This is a genomic window from Pseudomonas chaetocerotis (genome assembly GCF_015712105.2).
Lineage (GTDB): Bacteria > Pseudomonadota > Gammaproteobacteria > Pseudomonadales > Pseudomonadaceae > Aquipseudomonas > Aquipseudomonas chaetocerotis.
Window position 1 is genome coordinate 153451 of sequence record NZ_JACFYX020000005.1, and the last position, 14475, is coordinate 167925.

The 14475-nt window shown below is 59.6% G+C and carries 20 protein-coding genes and 1 tRNA gene; 10 read left to right on the forward strand and 11 right to left on the reverse strand.

Annotated elements, in window-relative coordinates; genetic code table 11:
- Positions 1-251: 251 nt before the first annotated feature.
- The 7 genes from uca (at position 252) to H3221_RS10725 (ending at position 7057) form a co-directional block, all read left to right on the forward strand.
- Positions 252-3935 (forward strand): urea carboxylase, encoded by a 3684-nt coding sequence (gene uca, locus H3221_RS10700; RefSeq protein ID WP_196475421.1) that lies wholly within the window; start codon positions 252-254, stop codon positions 3933-3935.
- Positions 3936-4290: 355 nt separating this feature from the next.
- Entirely contained in the window at positions 4291-4533 is a 243-nt protein-coding gene (locus H3221_RS25600; protein WP_397428015.1) for a hypothetical protein, read from the forward strand.
- Positions 4534-4537: 4 nt separating this feature from the next.
- Positions 4538-4717 (forward strand): nucleotidyl cyclase domain-containing protein, encoded by a 180-nt coding sequence (locus tag H3221_RS25605; protein WP_196475437.1) that lies wholly within the window; start codon positions 4538-4540, stop codon positions 4715-4717.
- Complete coding sequence (locus H3221_RS10710) at positions 4717-4920, forward strand: cysteine-rich CWC family protein (protein ID WP_045734414.1); 204 nt, start codon at positions 4717-4719, stop codon at positions 4918-4920. Before H3221_RS25605 ends, H3221_RS10710 begins: the two co-directional genes overlap by 1 nt.
- 3 nt (positions 4921-4923) lie before the next feature.
- Entirely contained in the window at positions 4924-5616 is a 693-nt protein-coding gene (locus tag H3221_RS10715; RefSeq protein WP_196475420.1) for a pseudouridine synthase, read from the forward strand.
- Between the two features lie 394 nt (positions 5617-6010).
- The gene (locus tag H3221_RS10720; RefSeq protein WP_196475419.1) at positions 6011-6898 is read left to right on the forward strand and encodes an alpha/beta fold hydrolase; all 888 of its coding nucleotides are present in this window, start codon (positions 6011-6013) and stop codon (positions 6896-6898) included.
- 85 nt (positions 6899-6983) lie between these two features.
- Positions 6984-7057, forward strand: a tRNA-Gly gene (locus H3221_RS10725).
- A gap of 188 nt (positions 7058-7245) precedes the next feature.
- Here H3221_RS10725 and H3221_RS10730 read toward each other — a convergent pair.
- Genes H3221_RS10730 through H3221_RS10745 form a run of 4 tightly spaced genes read right to left on the reverse strand, consistent with a single transcriptional unit; the run spans position 7246 to position 8167 of the window.
- Positions 7246-7587 (reverse strand): hypothetical protein, encoded by a 342-nt coding sequence (locus H3221_RS10730; protein ID WP_196475418.1) that lies wholly within the window; start codon positions 7585-7587, stop codon positions 7246-7248.
- On the reverse strand, positions 7580-7792 hold the full coding sequence (locus H3221_RS10735; protein WP_196475417.1) for a hypothetical protein: 213 nt from the start codon (positions 7790-7792) through the stop codon (positions 7580-7582). Before H3221_RS10735 ends, H3221_RS10730 begins: the two co-directional genes overlap by 8 nt.
- On the reverse strand, positions 7758-7952 hold the full coding sequence (locus H3221_RS10740; RefSeq protein WP_196475416.1) for an Arc family DNA-binding protein: 195 nt from the start codon (positions 7950-7952) through the stop codon (positions 7758-7760). The genes H3221_RS10735 and H3221_RS10740 overlap by 35 nt, the downstream gene beginning before the upstream one ends.
- The gene (locus H3221_RS10745; protein WP_059390727.1) at positions 7949-8167 is read right to left on the reverse strand and encodes a hypothetical protein; all 219 of its coding nucleotides are present in this window, start codon (positions 8165-8167) and stop codon (positions 7949-7951) included. The genes H3221_RS10740 and H3221_RS10745 overlap by 4 nt, the downstream gene beginning before the upstream one ends.
- 125 nt (positions 8168-8292) lie before the next feature.
- On the opposite strand from H3221_RS10745, the gene H3221_RS10750 reads away from it, so the two are divergent.
- Complete coding sequence (locus tag H3221_RS10750) at positions 8293-8562, forward strand: hypothetical protein (RefSeq protein WP_196475415.1); 270 nt, start codon at positions 8293-8295, stop codon at positions 8560-8562.
- A 432-nt stretch (positions 8563-8994) separates the two neighbouring features.
- Here H3221_RS10750 and H3221_RS10760 read toward each other — a convergent pair whose 3' ends face one another.
- The 6 genes from H3221_RS10760 to H3221_RS10785 all read right to left on the reverse strand — a co-directional run bounded on the left by H3221_RS10760 (position 8995) and on the right by H3221_RS10785 (position 11511).
- Entirely contained in the window at positions 8995-9309 is a 315-nt protein-coding gene (locus H3221_RS10760) for a hypothetical protein (protein WP_139183730.1), read from the reverse strand.
- A 97-nt stretch (positions 9310-9406) separates the two neighbouring features.
- Positions 9407-9715: a hypothetical protein gene (locus tag H3221_RS10765; protein ID WP_196475414.1), complete on the reverse strand. Its 309-nt coding sequence runs from the start codon at positions 9713-9715 to the stop codon at positions 9407-9409.
- Positions 9716-9800: 85 nt separating this feature from the next.
- Entirely contained in the window at positions 9801-10307 is a 507-nt protein-coding gene (locus H3221_RS10770; protein ID WP_196475413.1) for an SMI1/KNR4 family protein, read from the reverse strand.
- Between the two features lie 76 nt (positions 10308-10383).
- Positions 10384-10689, reverse strand: coding sequence for a hypothetical protein (locus tag H3221_RS10775; RefSeq protein ID WP_196475412.1), 306 nt, complete (start codon positions 10687-10689; stop codon positions 10384-10386).
- 91 nt (positions 10690-10780) lie between these two features.
- Positions 10781-11164 (reverse strand): hypothetical protein, encoded by a 384-nt coding sequence (locus H3221_RS10780; RefSeq protein WP_196475411.1) that lies wholly within the window; start codon positions 11162-11164, stop codon positions 10781-10783.
- A gap of 26 nt (positions 11165-11190) precedes the next feature.
- The gene (locus tag H3221_RS10785; RefSeq protein WP_196475410.1) at positions 11191-11511 is read right to left on the reverse strand and encodes a hypothetical protein; all 321 of its coding nucleotides are present in this window, start codon (positions 11509-11511) and stop codon (positions 11191-11193) included.
- Positions 11512-12152: 641 nt separating this feature from the next.
- On the opposite strand from H3221_RS10785, the gene H3221_RS10790 reads away from it, so the two are divergent.
- Positions 12153-12635, forward strand: coding sequence for a GNAT family N-acetyltransferase (locus tag H3221_RS10790; protein WP_196475409.1), 483 nt, complete (start codon positions 12153-12155; stop codon positions 12633-12635).
- A gap of 167 nt (positions 12636-12802) precedes the next feature.
- On the opposite strand, the gene H3221_RS10795 is transcribed toward H3221_RS10790, so the two are convergent.
- On the reverse strand, positions 12803-13000 hold the full coding sequence (locus H3221_RS10795; RefSeq protein WP_196475408.1) for a hypothetical protein: 198 nt from the start codon (positions 12998-13000) through the stop codon (positions 12803-12805).
- Between the two features lie 317 nt (positions 13001-13317).
- On the opposite strand from H3221_RS10795, the gene H3221_RS10800 reads away from it, so the two are divergent.
- Positions 13318-14451: a mechanosensitive ion channel family protein gene (locus H3221_RS10800; protein WP_196475407.1), complete on the forward strand. Its 1134-nt coding sequence runs from the start codon at positions 13318-13320 to the stop codon at positions 14449-14451.
- Positions 14452-14475: the final 24 nt, after the last annotated feature.

The window sequence follows — 14475 nt, forward strand, 5'->3', positions numbered from 1 at the left end:
CCCTCTCCCATGAATGGGAGAGGGAGACAAGCCACCGGGATTTTCTGCCACGGACGACCGTGACACATGACCAATGACGGCGGGACGGCCCGCCGACCTATACGAGGCAGGAGCAAAGCGTCGCGAGCGAACATCAGGCAAGGCGGCAGCCAGTGAGAAAGCGGAGTTTGCTGGAGCAAATGAGCATTTCGAACTGGCGGCCAACGCAGCATGGTGGAGCGCAGCCGCTTTGAACTGTCTCGGGAGCGGATATGTTCGAGAAACTGCTGATCGCCAACCGTGGCGCCATCGCCTGCCGCATCCTGCGCACCCTGCGTGAACTGAATGTCGGCGGCGTGGCCCTGTACTCCGAAGCCGACGCCGCCAGCCTGCATATCCAGCAGGCCGATGAAGCCTTCTCCCTCGGCGAAGGCCCGGCCGCGCAGACCTATCTTGTTGTGGAAAAAATCCTCGACGTCGCCAAGCGCAGCGGCGCCCGGGCCATCCACCCCGGCTACGGCTTTCTCTCCGAGAACGCCGCCTTTGCCGAAGCCTGCGAAGCCGCCGGCATCGCCTTCGTCGGTCCGACGCCGGAGCAACTGCGCGTGTTCGGCCTCAAGCACACTGCCCGCGCCCTGGCCAGGCAGCACGGCGTGCCGATGCTCGAAGGCACCGAGTTGCTGGAAAATCTCGACGCCGCACTGACTGCGGGTGAGCAGGTCGGCTACCCGGTGATGCTGAAAAGCACCGCCGGCGGTGGCGGCATCGGTATGCGCGTCTGCCGTTCGGCGGCCGAACTCGGCGAAGCCTTCGAGGCGGTCAAGCGCCTGGGACAGAACAACTTCAGCGACAGCGGCGTGTTCATCGAGAAATACATCCAACGCGCCCGCCACCTGGAAGTGCAAGTGTTCGGCGACGGCCAGGGCGAAGTGCTCGCCCTTGGCGTGCGCGACTGCTCGGTACAACGGCGCAACCAGAAAGTGCTGGAAGAAACACCGGCGCCGAACCTGCCGGCCGGCATGGCGGATGAGCTGTGCGCAGCGGCGATCAAGCTGGCCAAGGCGGTGAATTACCGCAGCGCCGGCACCGTCGAATTCGTTTACGACGGCGAGGCCGAGCGTTTCTATTTCCTCGAAGTGAACACCCGCTTGCAGGTCGAGCACGGCGTCACCGAACAGGTGTGGGGCGTCGACCTGGTGCGCTGGATGATCGAGCTGGCAGCCGGCGACCTGGCGCCGCTGGGCGAACTGGCGGCAAAGCTAAACCCCAGCGGCCACGCCATCCAGGCGCGGCTGTATGCCGAAGACCCGGGCCGGGATTTTCAGCCCAGCCCCGGCCTGCTGACTGCCGCAAGCTTCCCCGCAGCCGATGGCAAGGCCCTGCGCATCGACACCTGGGTCGAAGCCGGCTGCGAGATTGCGCCCTACTTCGACCCGATGATCGCCAAGCTGATCACCTGGGCGCCGACCCGCGAACAGGCCAGTGCGGCGCTGGACAAGGCCCTGGCCGACTCCGTGCTGTACGGCGTGGAATGCAACCGCGACTACCTGCGCCAGATTCTCAGCGATGCGCCCTTCGCCAGTGGCAAGCCCTGGACGCGCTGCCTGGAAAATCTCGTCTACCAGGCGACCACCTTCGAGGTGCTCAGCGCCGGTACCCAGACCAGCGTGCAGGACTTCCCTGGCCGACTCGGCTACTGGGCGGTCGGCGTACCGCCATCAGGCCCGATGGACGACCGCGCCCTGCGCCTGGGCAACCGCCTGCTCGGTAACGACGAAGGCGCCGCCGCGCTGGAAATCACCATGAGCGGCCCGCTGCTGCGCTTCAACTGCGACGCCGTGGTCGCCGTCACGGGCGCCGAGATTCCGCTGGCCGTCGATGGCCTGGAACGACCGATGAACACCGCCCTGCTGATCCAGGCCGGCAGCACCCTGGCGCTCGGCACCATTGCTGGCAGCGGCGCACGCAGCTACCTGAGCATTCGCGGCGGCATCCAGGTGCCAGACTACCTGGGCAGCAAAAGCACCTTCACCCTCGGCCAGTTCGGCGGCCATGGCGGTCGTGCCCTGCGTGCCGGCGATGTGCTGCACCTGCTGCCGCTCACCAACCGCGAGGCCGGCGCGCAACTGCCCGCCGAATGCTGCCCGGCCCTGCCGGCCGTGCGCGAATTGCGCGTGATCTACGGCCCGCACGGCGCGCCGGAATACTTCAGCGAGCGCTACATCGACACCTTCCTCGCCACCGACTGGGAAGTGCACTTCAACTCCAGCCGCACGGGCGTGCGTCTGATCGGGCCGAAACCGGAATGGGTGCGCGACAGCGGCGGCGAAGCCGGCCTGCACCCGTCCAACATCCACGACAACCCCTACGCCATCGGCGCGGTGGACTTTACCGGCGACATGCCGGTGATCCTCGGCCCGGACGGCCCCAGCCTGGGCGGCTTCGTCTGCCTGGTGACCATCATCGAGGCCGACCTGTGGCAGCTCGGCCAGCTCAAGGCCGGCGACAAGGTGCGTTTCGTACCGGTGGATGTCGATTCGGCGCGGGAATTGGCCAAACTGCGCGCTCTCGAAGTCAGCGAGCTTGCGCTTGTCTCCCCTCTCCCATTTATGGGAGAGGGGTCGGGGGAGAGGGTTCTTGAAAACAGCCAAAGCCCCTCTCCCCAGCCCTCTCCCGCAAGCGGGAGAGGGAGCCGCTCAGTGTTGGCTTCTCCCATCGTCCTCGACATCGGCGAAGCCGACACCCGCCTGGTTGCACGTCTGTCCGGCGACACCCATCTGCTGCTGGAAATCGGGGCGCCGGAACTCGACCTGGTGCTGCGCTTTCGTGGCCATGCGCTGATGCAGGCGCTGGAGGCCAAGCAGCTCGATGGCGTAATCGACCTGACGCCAGGCATTCGCTCACTGCAAGTGCACTACCAGCCGGAAACCCTGCCCCTGCAGACGCTGCTCGACATCGTCGCGGGTGAATGGGACGCCGTGTGCGCCGCACGCGATCTGAAGGTACCCTCGCGTATCGTCCACCTGCCGCTGTCCTGGGACGATCCGGCGTGCCAGCTGGCCATCGACAAGTACATGACCACCGTGCGCAAGGACGCGCCCTGGTGCCCGAGCAACCTGGAGTTCATCCGCCGCATCAACGACCTGCCGAACCTCGACGAGGTGTACCGCACGGTGTTCGACGCCAGCTACCTGGTGATGGGCCTGGGCGACGTCTACCTCGGTGCGCCGGTGGCCACCCCGCTCGACCCACGCCATCGCCTGGTCACCACCAAGTACAACCCGGCACGCACCTGGACGGCGGAGAACTCGGTCGGCATCGGCGGCGCCTACATGTGCGTGTACGGCATGGAAGGCCCCGGCGGCTACCAGTTCGTCGGTCGCACCCTGCAGATGTGGAACCGCTACCGTACGGTCGAAGCCTTCGATGGCAAGCCCTGGCTGCTGCGCTTCTTCGACCAGATTCGCTTCTACCCGGTGAGTGCCGACGAACTACTGCGCATCCGCCGCGACTTCCCGCTCGGCCGCTACCCGCTGCGCATCGAACACAGCGAACTGGCCCTGGCCGACTACCAGCAGTTTCTCGATGACCAGGCGCAAGGCATCGACGCCTTCCGCCAGCAGCAGCGCGCCGCCTTCGATGCCGAACGCCAGCGCTGGATCGACAGCGGCCAGGCCCACTTCGAGGTCGAGGAAGCCGCGCCGGAACAGGGCGAGGATGCGCCACTGGCGGCCGGGCAACATGCCATCGAAAGCCATGTCGCCGGCAACCTCTGGCAGGTGCAGGTCGAAGCCGGCGCGCAGGTGCAGGCTGGCGATGTGCTGGTGATCCTCGAGTCGATGAAGATGGAAATCCCGCTCACCGCGCCGATGGCCGGTACCGTGCGCGAAGTGCGTGTGCAACCGGGCTCGCCCGTGCGCGCCGGGCAGCGCGTGGTGGTGCTGGAAGAAGCCTGAAAGCTCGCAGGCGCCTGAACGCTTGCTCCCCTCTCCCGTTTACGGGAGAGGGGCTGGGGGAGAGGGTCAAGACCGCCACGCAACTCGACATCCCTTAGGAAAACCAGCCCCCCGGTTAAATGCCGATACACCCAACCTGCAGGAGCGGCATCCCGCCGCGAAGGTGCCGGACCCGGACGCGCAAAGCTTCGCCCCGGGACAGGGCGCCTACGCAAGGCTGCTTTGCTCGCCTTGCCGGATTGGCATTACCCCCAACTTTCATCCACCCCATAACAGCACCGATCAGGATCACAACTGGCGCTATCCCCTCCCGGCACACGAGCATCGCGCCATTAGCCCGCTCCCGGATTCACCCATGTCCCTGCGACCCAAGCGGCCGCAAACCTCGTTGGTATTACTGCACCTGTTCCTGCTCGGCAGCGGCTTTCTCGCCACCGCGCTGCTGAGCGACCACGCCTCGCGCGATTCCATCCGCGACAGCATCATCAACACCCAGCTGCCGCTGATTTCCGACAGCGCCCATCAGAAATTGCAGAAGGACCCGGTGCGCGCCAGCCTCATCTCTTCAATGATGGCCCGCGACGTCGTTCCGGCGTGACGGAGTGCTGGCCGGCAAGCGGCTGTTGCACGACTTCGTCCAGCAACTGCGCAGTACACTGCGTCAGTCCGGTATTCTCTGCAGCTGGGGTGGCGAGGCATACAACCTGCTGCTGAACAACACCGCACGCACGCTGTACCGCGCCATACGGGCCGGGCGCGAGCGTGTCTGCCGGGATCGCTGATGGACACACAACACTGCCCGCTATGCGGCAAGAGCAACCAGTGCAGCGTCGCCGCCGGGCGTGACGAGCCCTGCTGGTGCTTCGACGCGCAGATCGACCCGGCCGCGCTGCAGCGCCTGACGCCCGAGCAACGCAACCAGGCCTGCCTGTGCCCGGCCTGCGCAGGTGCGCTCAAAGCCACTGAGCCCCGCGAGCGCGACTGAGCCATGCGCCTGGATCGTTTCCTCAGCAACTTCCCCCGCTTCAGCCGCCAGGACAGCCGCCTGCTGATCAGCGCCGGCCGCCTGCGTGTCGACGGCGCGGTCGTCCACGACCCGCGCCATGAAGTGCGCGACTTCCAGCGCGTCGAGCTGGACGACGAACTGCTGCAAGCCGGACGCAGTGCGCGCTACTGGATGCTGCACAAGCCGGTCGGCGTGGTCAGCGCCACCGAGCACGACGCGCACCGCACCGTACTCGATCTGCTCGACGAGCCGGACAAGCACGACCTGCACCTGGCCGGGCGCCTCGATCTGAACACCAGCGGCCTGCTGCTGATCACCAATGACGGGCGCTGGTCACGGCGCATCACCCAGCCGCAGCAGCGCAAGCCCAAGGTCTACCACGTCACCACCGAGCAGCCGATCACCGCCGAATACGCCGAGGTGTTCGCCCAAGGCCTGTACTTCGCCTTCGAAGACCTCACCACCCTGCCCGCCCAGCTCGACGTACTGAGCAGCCACCAAGCGCGGCTGACGCTGTTCGAAGGTCGCTACCATCAGGTCAAACGCATGTTCGGCCACTTCCGTAATCGCGTCGTCGCCCTGCACCGTGAAAGCATGGGCGAAATCATCCTCGACCCGCAGCTCGCGCCCGGCCAATACCGCGCGCTGACAGAGGCGGAAATCGCCAGCGTTTGATCCCTTCCTCGCAGCAACACACACGACCCGACCAACGGCACCCATAAAGCCCGATAAAGATGTGACTCACCCTTGCGTGGCTGCAAGGTAACTGCTTGAATCGAACCATAAGTCTTGAGATGACCAGCCGGTCACTACGAGACAGCGATACGTTCTTTCAGTTGCTGGCGCCCTGCGCCGACTGGATTCCTGCCTGGTAACACCGCCCTCTCCACGGCCTTGCAAAAGGCCTGGAGCGCTCGCCTGTTTCGATCCTAACTGCTTGAAATTCCTATATTTATAAAAATCTCCAGCCTGACATCATGCTGTCACGCTCAGGCGCTTTTCTGACTGCTCAATCAAATGCGAACGGCCACCCGCTCGCCTTGACACACTTGCGCCAGGAGGAAACGACATGAGGCCAGAAACCGCAGTCGTCGAGATCAACAGGAAGCACAAGGTTCACACGGAGTTCTACGGCAACCCGGCAGCAAGCAAGACCATCATTCTGGTCAATGGCTCTCTGGCGACCACCGCCTCGTTCACGCAAACGGTCAAGTACCTGCAGCCGCAGTTCAACGTGGTGGCCTTCGACCTGCCCTATGCCGGCCAGTCGAAACCGCACAACAGCGACTTCACGCCCCTCACCAAGGAAGACGAAGCGGCGATCCTGCTCACGCTGATCGACCACTACGGCGCCAACTACCTGATGTCTTTCTCCTGGGGCGGTGTCGCCTCCCTGCTCGCCCTGGCCCAACGCCCGGCGACGCTGGAGAAGGCCGCCATCTGCTCCTTCTCACCGATCCTCAACGTGCCGATGCTCGACTACCTGCACAAGGGCCTGCGCTTCCTTGGCTCGGTAGACCGCGACAACATCGCCCTGCTGGTCAACAGCACCATCGGCAAGCACCTGCCGTCGCTGTTCAAGCGCTTCAACCACAAGCACGTCAGCACCCTCGACGAACACGAGTACCGGCAGATGTACGCGCACATCAAGCAGGTGCTGAACATGGAAGCGCATTGCGGCAAGGAATGCCTGCAGGCCATCGACATCCCGCTGATATTCGTCAACGGCGACCGTGACGAATACACCTCGGTGGAAGACGCCTGCCTGTTCGCCCAGCACATCGACCACGCCCAGTTCGCCGTGATCCACGACGCCGGCCACTTCCTCGACATGGAACACAAGGCCGCCTGGCTGCAGACCCAACGCGTGCTGCTGGACTTCTTCAACGCCCCCGGCAAGCGTCTGCAACTGCCGACACGCGGCGAGCTGCAGGAACTGCAGGCCATGGCCATATGAACCGGCCCAGACGCGAACCGGCTGCACGACCAGCGCCGGTTCGCCCTTCATTTCCCCGCCGAGTTCCGGTATAAAGGCACCCGCTGCGGGTGTCGTATAATGGTAATACCCTAGCTTCCCAAGCTAGAGCCGTGGGTTCGATTCCCATCACCCGCTCCAGACAACCAGGAAAAAGCCCCGTCATCGATGACGGGGCTTTTTCGTTTCTGGCGTTTGAAGGGCTCGACCGCAAGGGCGTGGGCTGGGCAAAAGGGCGCGTTGCGATCAGATAAAAAGGTGCTGGCGGACAACCCATCAGTCACCTTGGCCGCACCGACGTCCCTGGCGCTTCGTGCTGGATACCTGGCTTACCGGTGGTCGCACTGCCCGTCACTGATCTGGCCCTGGAACAGCGAAGGCAGCGGCAGGCAGCCCCGCGCCTTGGCGGTTGTGTGACGATCACGAACGACCCGGATGGTGTTGATGCTGTCGAAGTAGACCTCCAGCGGCAGGTCTTCGCTGCCATCGAGCGGCATGATCAGGAAGTAGCCGTGGTCGAACACGCCCGGCACCGGCAGCACCACACCCACGATGTGATAGCAGCACCAGAGCATGTCGTCGTCATCGTCCCAGCGCAGCTCCATGAGCACCGTCTGGCCGATGAAGCCGATTGCGGTAACGGGGTCGAACACCAGGGCAGGCTTAGACATGGGCGTAGGCCTCCGCGCTCAACACGGCCCTGCTCTCCTCCGGACCCGCGCGCAGATGGGCGAGACTCACCGTGCGCCAGTCAGCCAGCGTCGTGCTCGGGATGGTCTGGCGGCCCACCCCGTCGATGTCCCCTTCGACCGACACACCGCTCAGCGCGGCGGTCTGCACGCTACACGGGTCGAGGCTTACGTTCGTCGCGGTCATGGGTGCCCTCCTTGGCGGCGTTGTCCTGGGCGTAGCTCGCTTCCAGGCGAATGACGACTTCCGCGTTCATCAAACGGCGCGAGGCGGAGGCGGACTGTTCGATCGTGGCGCGCAGCTCGGGCGGTACGCGCAGCTTGAATTGCGGGTCTGTTCGGCTCACAGCGTCCACTCCTGTTCCAGTAGCTGGCGGGTCAGCAACGCCACGTTGACCATGGTGCGTTTGCCGACCTTCTGCGAAGGCAGGTAGTTACGTTCTACCCAGGTGCGTACCACGATGGGTTCGTCGCCCATGCCGATCCACTCGGCGAACTTCTGCCACGGCATCAAGGGCGGGGCACCGTGCAGCTTTTGAGGGTCGAGACCTTCCGTATCCATCAGCTTTGATCCACTATGTTCGGCATTGTCAGTGCTTTGCGATCAGTGAAATATGTTCACTGAACAAAGCATATCAACGCGCCCGCCGTGGTGAAATAGTTTCAGTGGAGTATTTTTAGATCGTTATGGAATCAATCCAGCAGCGCGCTAGAACCTTGATTGCTAAGGCAGGCTTTGACCTGCTGATCAAGCACAGCGATATCGGCCTAAATCGCTGGCACACCGTGAGATTCAAAGACGTGCGTATGAGCACGGAAGAGCTGGAGGTACTGGTAAAGCTGTACCCGCAGTATGTGATGTGGCTTGCCAGCGGCCAAACCGCACCCGAGATCGGCCAGACCAGCCCAGCCTATGACGAAGCCAACCGAAACTTGAGCCAACCCAACGCGGGATAGCGATCACCCAGGAAGCAGCTAGGCGCTGGTATGCCCGTACGGAAAGGAATCAGAGCAAGTAACCAAGGAATGATCAGAGAACGATTGATAGACGTATGGGACAGAAAGAAGCTCTCAGCCCCTAAGCTTGAGAAGCTGACAGGCATTGATCGCAGCAGCTGGTATCACCTGAGAAATGGAAAGCGACGAGCCAACGAGCAGGACATTGAGGCCATTGTGCAGATGTTCCCTCAATACGCCTTCTGGATCGCGAGCGGGCAAATAGCGCCCGAGATTGGCCAGACCAGCCCTGACTACGATGAAGCCAACCGAAACTTGAGCCAACCTAACGCGGGATAGCGATCACCCAGGAAGCAGCTAGGCGCTGGTATGCCCGAATAAATGGAGGCAAGCGCGAGTGAAGCAATCGAAGTGAGCGCTTTGAGCCGTTTGTTAGGCATTAGATAGACGCTTCGCATATTGCCTGCAAGCCTCAATTTTCTCTGTAATTTTCTCGCTACCTAATTCTTTTGGAAGAGAGCCCCCCAACACTAGGGCGGGAATATCAAGGCGGGTTGGTTCCCCAGATAGGACTAGTTCTGACCTAATTTCGCTTAGTAGCCAAGCGATTTTTCGCGCAAACTCCTGCTCTGATTTTTCAACCAGAACCTCGCCACTATTTAGCATTTGTGTATTCAGCTCAGTCCAGTATTTATCGTGACAAACAATGCCCCATATCATCTGGACTAACTCAAGCTTAGAGATCATACGTTGGAGCCTAACAGTTGAGCTAACCGGCGAGCAAAAGCGTAGCTTTTGCGAGTCCAGTGAGCGAAGCGAACGAGGTTGAGTGAGTTGTTAGGCGTCAGACCGCCAGCTTGCCGGAGCACCAACCGTCGACAAGCTCCATGATCGTAACCGCCATGAGTTGGAACTCCTGATCGATGGGATGGAAGGCCCAGAGGCCCATATGCCCCTTTCGATACCCGAAATCGATACTATCCACTCCGGAGCGGCCGATGGCAAAGAAGCCGATCTCTCGATCTTCATATGCCTCACCGAGAGGTGTAACGATTTGGGTTTGCGATTTATCGTCAAAATATCCGCACTCAGCCCAGCAGTCGACAAAGTACTCGGCGCACTCGTAGCCATGATATTTATCCGGAACTTTCAACAGGGCCTCCAAGACGTCTACCGTTTGGTTAAGGGGCGAACTTTAGCCCGTCCCAATGAGCGAAGCGAACAATTTGAACCACTAGTTAGGTTTCATATCTCAGCGCCGAAGGCGGAATTGCTTCCCCGGTCTCGATCAGAAAATCCAGCCAATTTGAGAATTTCACGAAGATCATTGCTTCACTCGCCCAGATGTCAGGTTGACCCCACGCTTCATGATCTAAGATGCCGAAATGCACATTGCTCTCATGACAGTATAGGCAGAGCATGTCATCGGTTGAATCAAAGCCAAATATCACGTACCTCGGGAAAAACTGCTCCTTAAATTCCTCCATGCCGATATTTGTTTCATATATTTTTTGGAAAGGCAGGATTTTTATACCAAGACCAAAGCTATCAACGAACAATTCAGTGCCACCAAAAATACTTATGAAGGTAGCGATTTCATCGGGGATTTTGTAGCCAAGATGGTGCTCAAGCGCAGAACGGCCATCCGATTGTGCCGAGAGAGAGCCGTTGAACAACAAGTGTGCAGTACCAACAGAGTGTGCTCCCAATGCGAATATGCGTTCTAGATGAGCAAGTGAGCGCATTATGAGACCTAACGTTTGGTTAAGGGGCGGGCTTTAGCCCGTACCGGTGAGCGCAGCGAACGATTTGAACGCATTATTAGGAGTCCTTGCTGAAAGCTATTTTCTCGAACTCATGCAGTGTATGCGCCCCCTGAATGTCATCGCCAGAGCGATAGGCTAGAAGCGCCTTATCCAAGATTGCATTAAGCTTGCTATCAACCTCAATTTTTGAGTTAGATGAGGCTAAGACAGTTACGCCTTTTCTGAGCTCTGCAAAAGCCCGCTCAAGATTCAGTTGCTCATCAGCTTTCAGATAATCTTCTTCTGGAAAATCATCTGGTGCATGAACTATTACCAAGGACAGAAAGTCTTTGAGGGTTTTTGAGTCTCGCACCCAGTTCATACAGGGCTCCTAACGTAGAAGTGAGGGGCGGTCGGAGCGAAGCGCAGGGAACCACAAGCGAAGCTTGTGGCCGGCCCTCTCGGCTGCCGGGTTAGGCGTTTTTGCTGGCTTCATAACTGGCGAATGGGCCGACAAACGAGAAGCCACTATCAAGCTCGCTTACCACCTGGGATTGCTTGGGAAAGTATTGCTCGAAATCTGCCCAAGCTTCCTTCACGAAGGCATCCCACTTGCGAGGATCAAGCTCTTGAATTTTTCCGTCGGAGATATCGACGAACTCGAACCCTTGAGAAGTGAGCTTTGAAACCGCGGCGAAAGCCGCAGCCTCATGATCTGCCGCGGCGACGAATACTGGAACGTGCGCTCCGACCAAATTTTGAGGCATTTCTTTATTGCTCCCACGCAAAACATGCAAAGTGAGCCTAAAGAGCTTGGCATTGCTAGGTGATTGTTTGGGTTTGAACAGTCCAAGCATGATGATCTAAACGCCTACCACCGGAATTAAGCCGAGCCGCGAAGCAGGTTCGGCTTGAATGAATTGTTAGGCATCTGCCCGAGAGAACTGAGTTGTCCCTCAAGCCATGCCAAAAACTCCTGCTCTGAGATTGGATTGGGACAATGGCCCCACTCGTTCCAACGCCGGTCAACCATAACGGACCAATCGGCAGCGATCTGAGCGAGCGCAGGGTGACCACCCCAGAACTTTGCTGCTGTGGCGAGCTCACTGACGCGACCATTGAGCTCCTGGATCGAGCACGTCCCTGTCAAATAGCGCCGACCGGCATCAAGCATTTGGCGGAACTCTCCGATCTCAGTGGTCATCTGCTGATGCCTAACTATTAATTAGGCGACATTACTGTCGCATAACACACCTTGGCGATGTCGGATAACGTTCCTTGTCATGCAGTAAAGCCTTGATTCGCTTGAAGACAAGACGGAGGAACGCGACTCCGGGTTGGCGGAAAACGACAACGCAGCCGATCAGCCAAGGCAACGTAATGGCCAGACGCTACTGGCAGGCTTGAAAAGTGTCCAGACGGCGTGTCGAAAAAGTGTCGAAATCACTGCAAGGGATAGCGGAAAAATGCTGTATTGGCTGGGCTACGAGGCCAGTAAAGCCGTGCATTGCAGATCACTGCATGGGGCTGGAAAGGGTTCGATTACCTCGGCATGGATGGCCGTGCCCCAAAAGTGTCGCAGGCACAGCAAGGCATAGCCGGCCAATTCGGTAGCGCGCAGGCCGCAACAGGCTGATTTACTTGGGAAAGCGGACGACTGCGGAGCAATGTCGAGCCGTCGGCATGAGTTCAAATCCTCCAGACGAACCACAGTTAAAAATACATCTGCCTCCTTCTACTTTGGTTCCGTCTCAAAAAGATACATTTGCAAAGATGCTGTCGGTGCAAACGTAATGATATGTTTTCGCGTTACGTTTTTTTTGACAGCCCAATGAGTAGATCTACATGGAATATCCATCAAATGACTCAGAGGTAACATTTCGACGGGTCACGTCAGCAAATGTTTCTGAAATTTGCGAGCTTAGCGACACGCTATCCGACGAACAGAGAGAGTTTGTCGCAGACAACGGGACATCGATTGCGGAGGGGTTTTGCTCGCAATCGGCTTGGTTCCGTGGTGTTTATGCGGACGAGTTCCTAATCGGGTTCGTCATGGTGCATGAAGGATCGGACTGGGACGACGGCATCGATTGCCCAGGCCCATATTTATGGCGTTTCATGATCGCGAAGCCCTTTCAGGGCCAAGGGTTTGGAAAACAAGCGATCATAAAAATCGCAGCACTTCTGCGGGCAAAAGGTGCTAGAGAACTTTACACCAGCTATGGCGTTGGACCGGGAAGTCCACAGGTATTCTATGAAAAGCTCGGATTTTCTCCTACTGGCGGAATGTTCGACGAGGAGGTCGAGGCAGTTCTAAAACTCGTCTAGCAGCGAGCATGGAAAACAGGGGACAGATTTATTTTTAGACCAGTGGCGCTGTACCATAAATAAATCTGTCCCCTTTTCCTCCGTGGTGATACGGGAAAAGCGATATTGATAGGCGAAAAGCCAGAGGACATATAAGCCCTACCAGAGTCTGATAGGGCTTGGCCTAATCAATGGCAGTGAAAAGGCTGAGAACCAGCGTGGCAGCATTTCCCAGGCGGCGAGTCTTTACGGCAGCCGCCCCCATGGGCCACCGGCTCACTTCCTGCAGAAGCAGTAACGACAAACGCAGACTGCGCCAAACCAACCTGGCAGCCAACAGCAAAAACCATGGCCATCGCCACCTTGGCGATATTCTTGATTCGCATACTTCCTCCTTAAAGCTTATGTGGTGTTCTAAAGCTATAAGGCAAAGCCTGATAGCCAAGAGCCATTATAGCGAATTTGCCTCGTCAAGCCTGTGTGTCGAAAAAGTGTCGAAGCCACTGCAAGGCATAGCGGGAAAATGCTGCACCGGCAGGGCTCCAAGGCCAGTAAAGCCGGGCGTTGCGGATCACAGCAAGGGGCCGCAAAGGGTTCCATTACCCCTGCTCTCAACTAACCAAAACCGCTCACCCTTTCCCAGGAACTTCTGCCCCTCAACGCCACCAGAACCCTGTACGTCTTTTTTCTGGAGGCCCCGGCGATGGAACAGTGGACTATCTGGCTCGAGCGTGATCTCTGGCTCAACGTGGCGATCGTGGTGGTCGCCACGGTACTGATCTACAGCGTGCTGCGTACCCTGGTGAATACGCTGCACAAGCGGCTCAAGGCCTGGTCGAAGGACCAGGACGGCAACTGGCAGCACTTCGTCGCTGTGGTGATCGGCCGTACCAACCGCCTGTTGCTGCTGGCCTTTTCCCTGTTACTGGCGCTGCGCCTACCGGAGTTGCCCGGCAGTTGGCACAGCGCACTGAGCCATACCTGGTTCGCTGCCCTGGCCTTGCAGGTGGCGCTGTGGGTCGATAGCGGCGTACGCCTGTGGTCGCGCAGCCTGGTGATGGGCAGGAACGGTGGCAGTTACAACCCGGTGATGACCACCATCATCAGCATCATGATTCTGATCGTGGTGTGGTCGGTGATGCTGCTGTCGATCCTGGCCAATCTGGGGGTGGATATCACCGCGCTGGTGGCCAGCCTGGGTGTCGGCGGTATCGCCGTGGCGCTGGCGGTGCAGACGGTGCTCGGCGATGTGTTCGCCTCGCTGTCGATTGGCGTCGACAAGCCCTTCGAGATCGGTGACTTCGTGGTGTTCGGCGAGGTGGCCGGGACCATCGAGCATATCGGCCTGAAGACCACGCGCATTCGCAGCCTCAGCGGGGAGCAGGTGGTGTGTGCCAACGCCGACCTGCTGCGCCAGGTCGTACACAACTACAAGCGCATGGACACCCGCCGCATCGTCTTCAAGTTCGGCATCAACTACGACACGCCCAGCGACAAGGTCCGCCAGGTATCGGAGACGGTCGGCGATATCATCCGCGCCACGCCCAAGACCCGCTTCGACCGCGCGCATTTTCTCGGTTTCGATGAAAGCCAGCTGACCTTCGAGGTGGTCTATATCGTGCTCACGTCGGATTACAACCAGTACATGGACATCCAGCAGGAGATCAACCTGCAGTTGCTCGATGCCCTGCGCGAGCTGGATGTGCGCTTCGCCCTGCCCCGTCGCGATCTGCGCCTGGTGGGCGAGAGGATGCCGGTGCTCAAGGTCGCAGGCCTACCGCAGCCGGCCCAGAGTGAGGGCAACGAGGCCGATCAGCGCTTACCGAGGTTCAGCTGAGTGCAGGGCGAGAGGGCGCCCGTG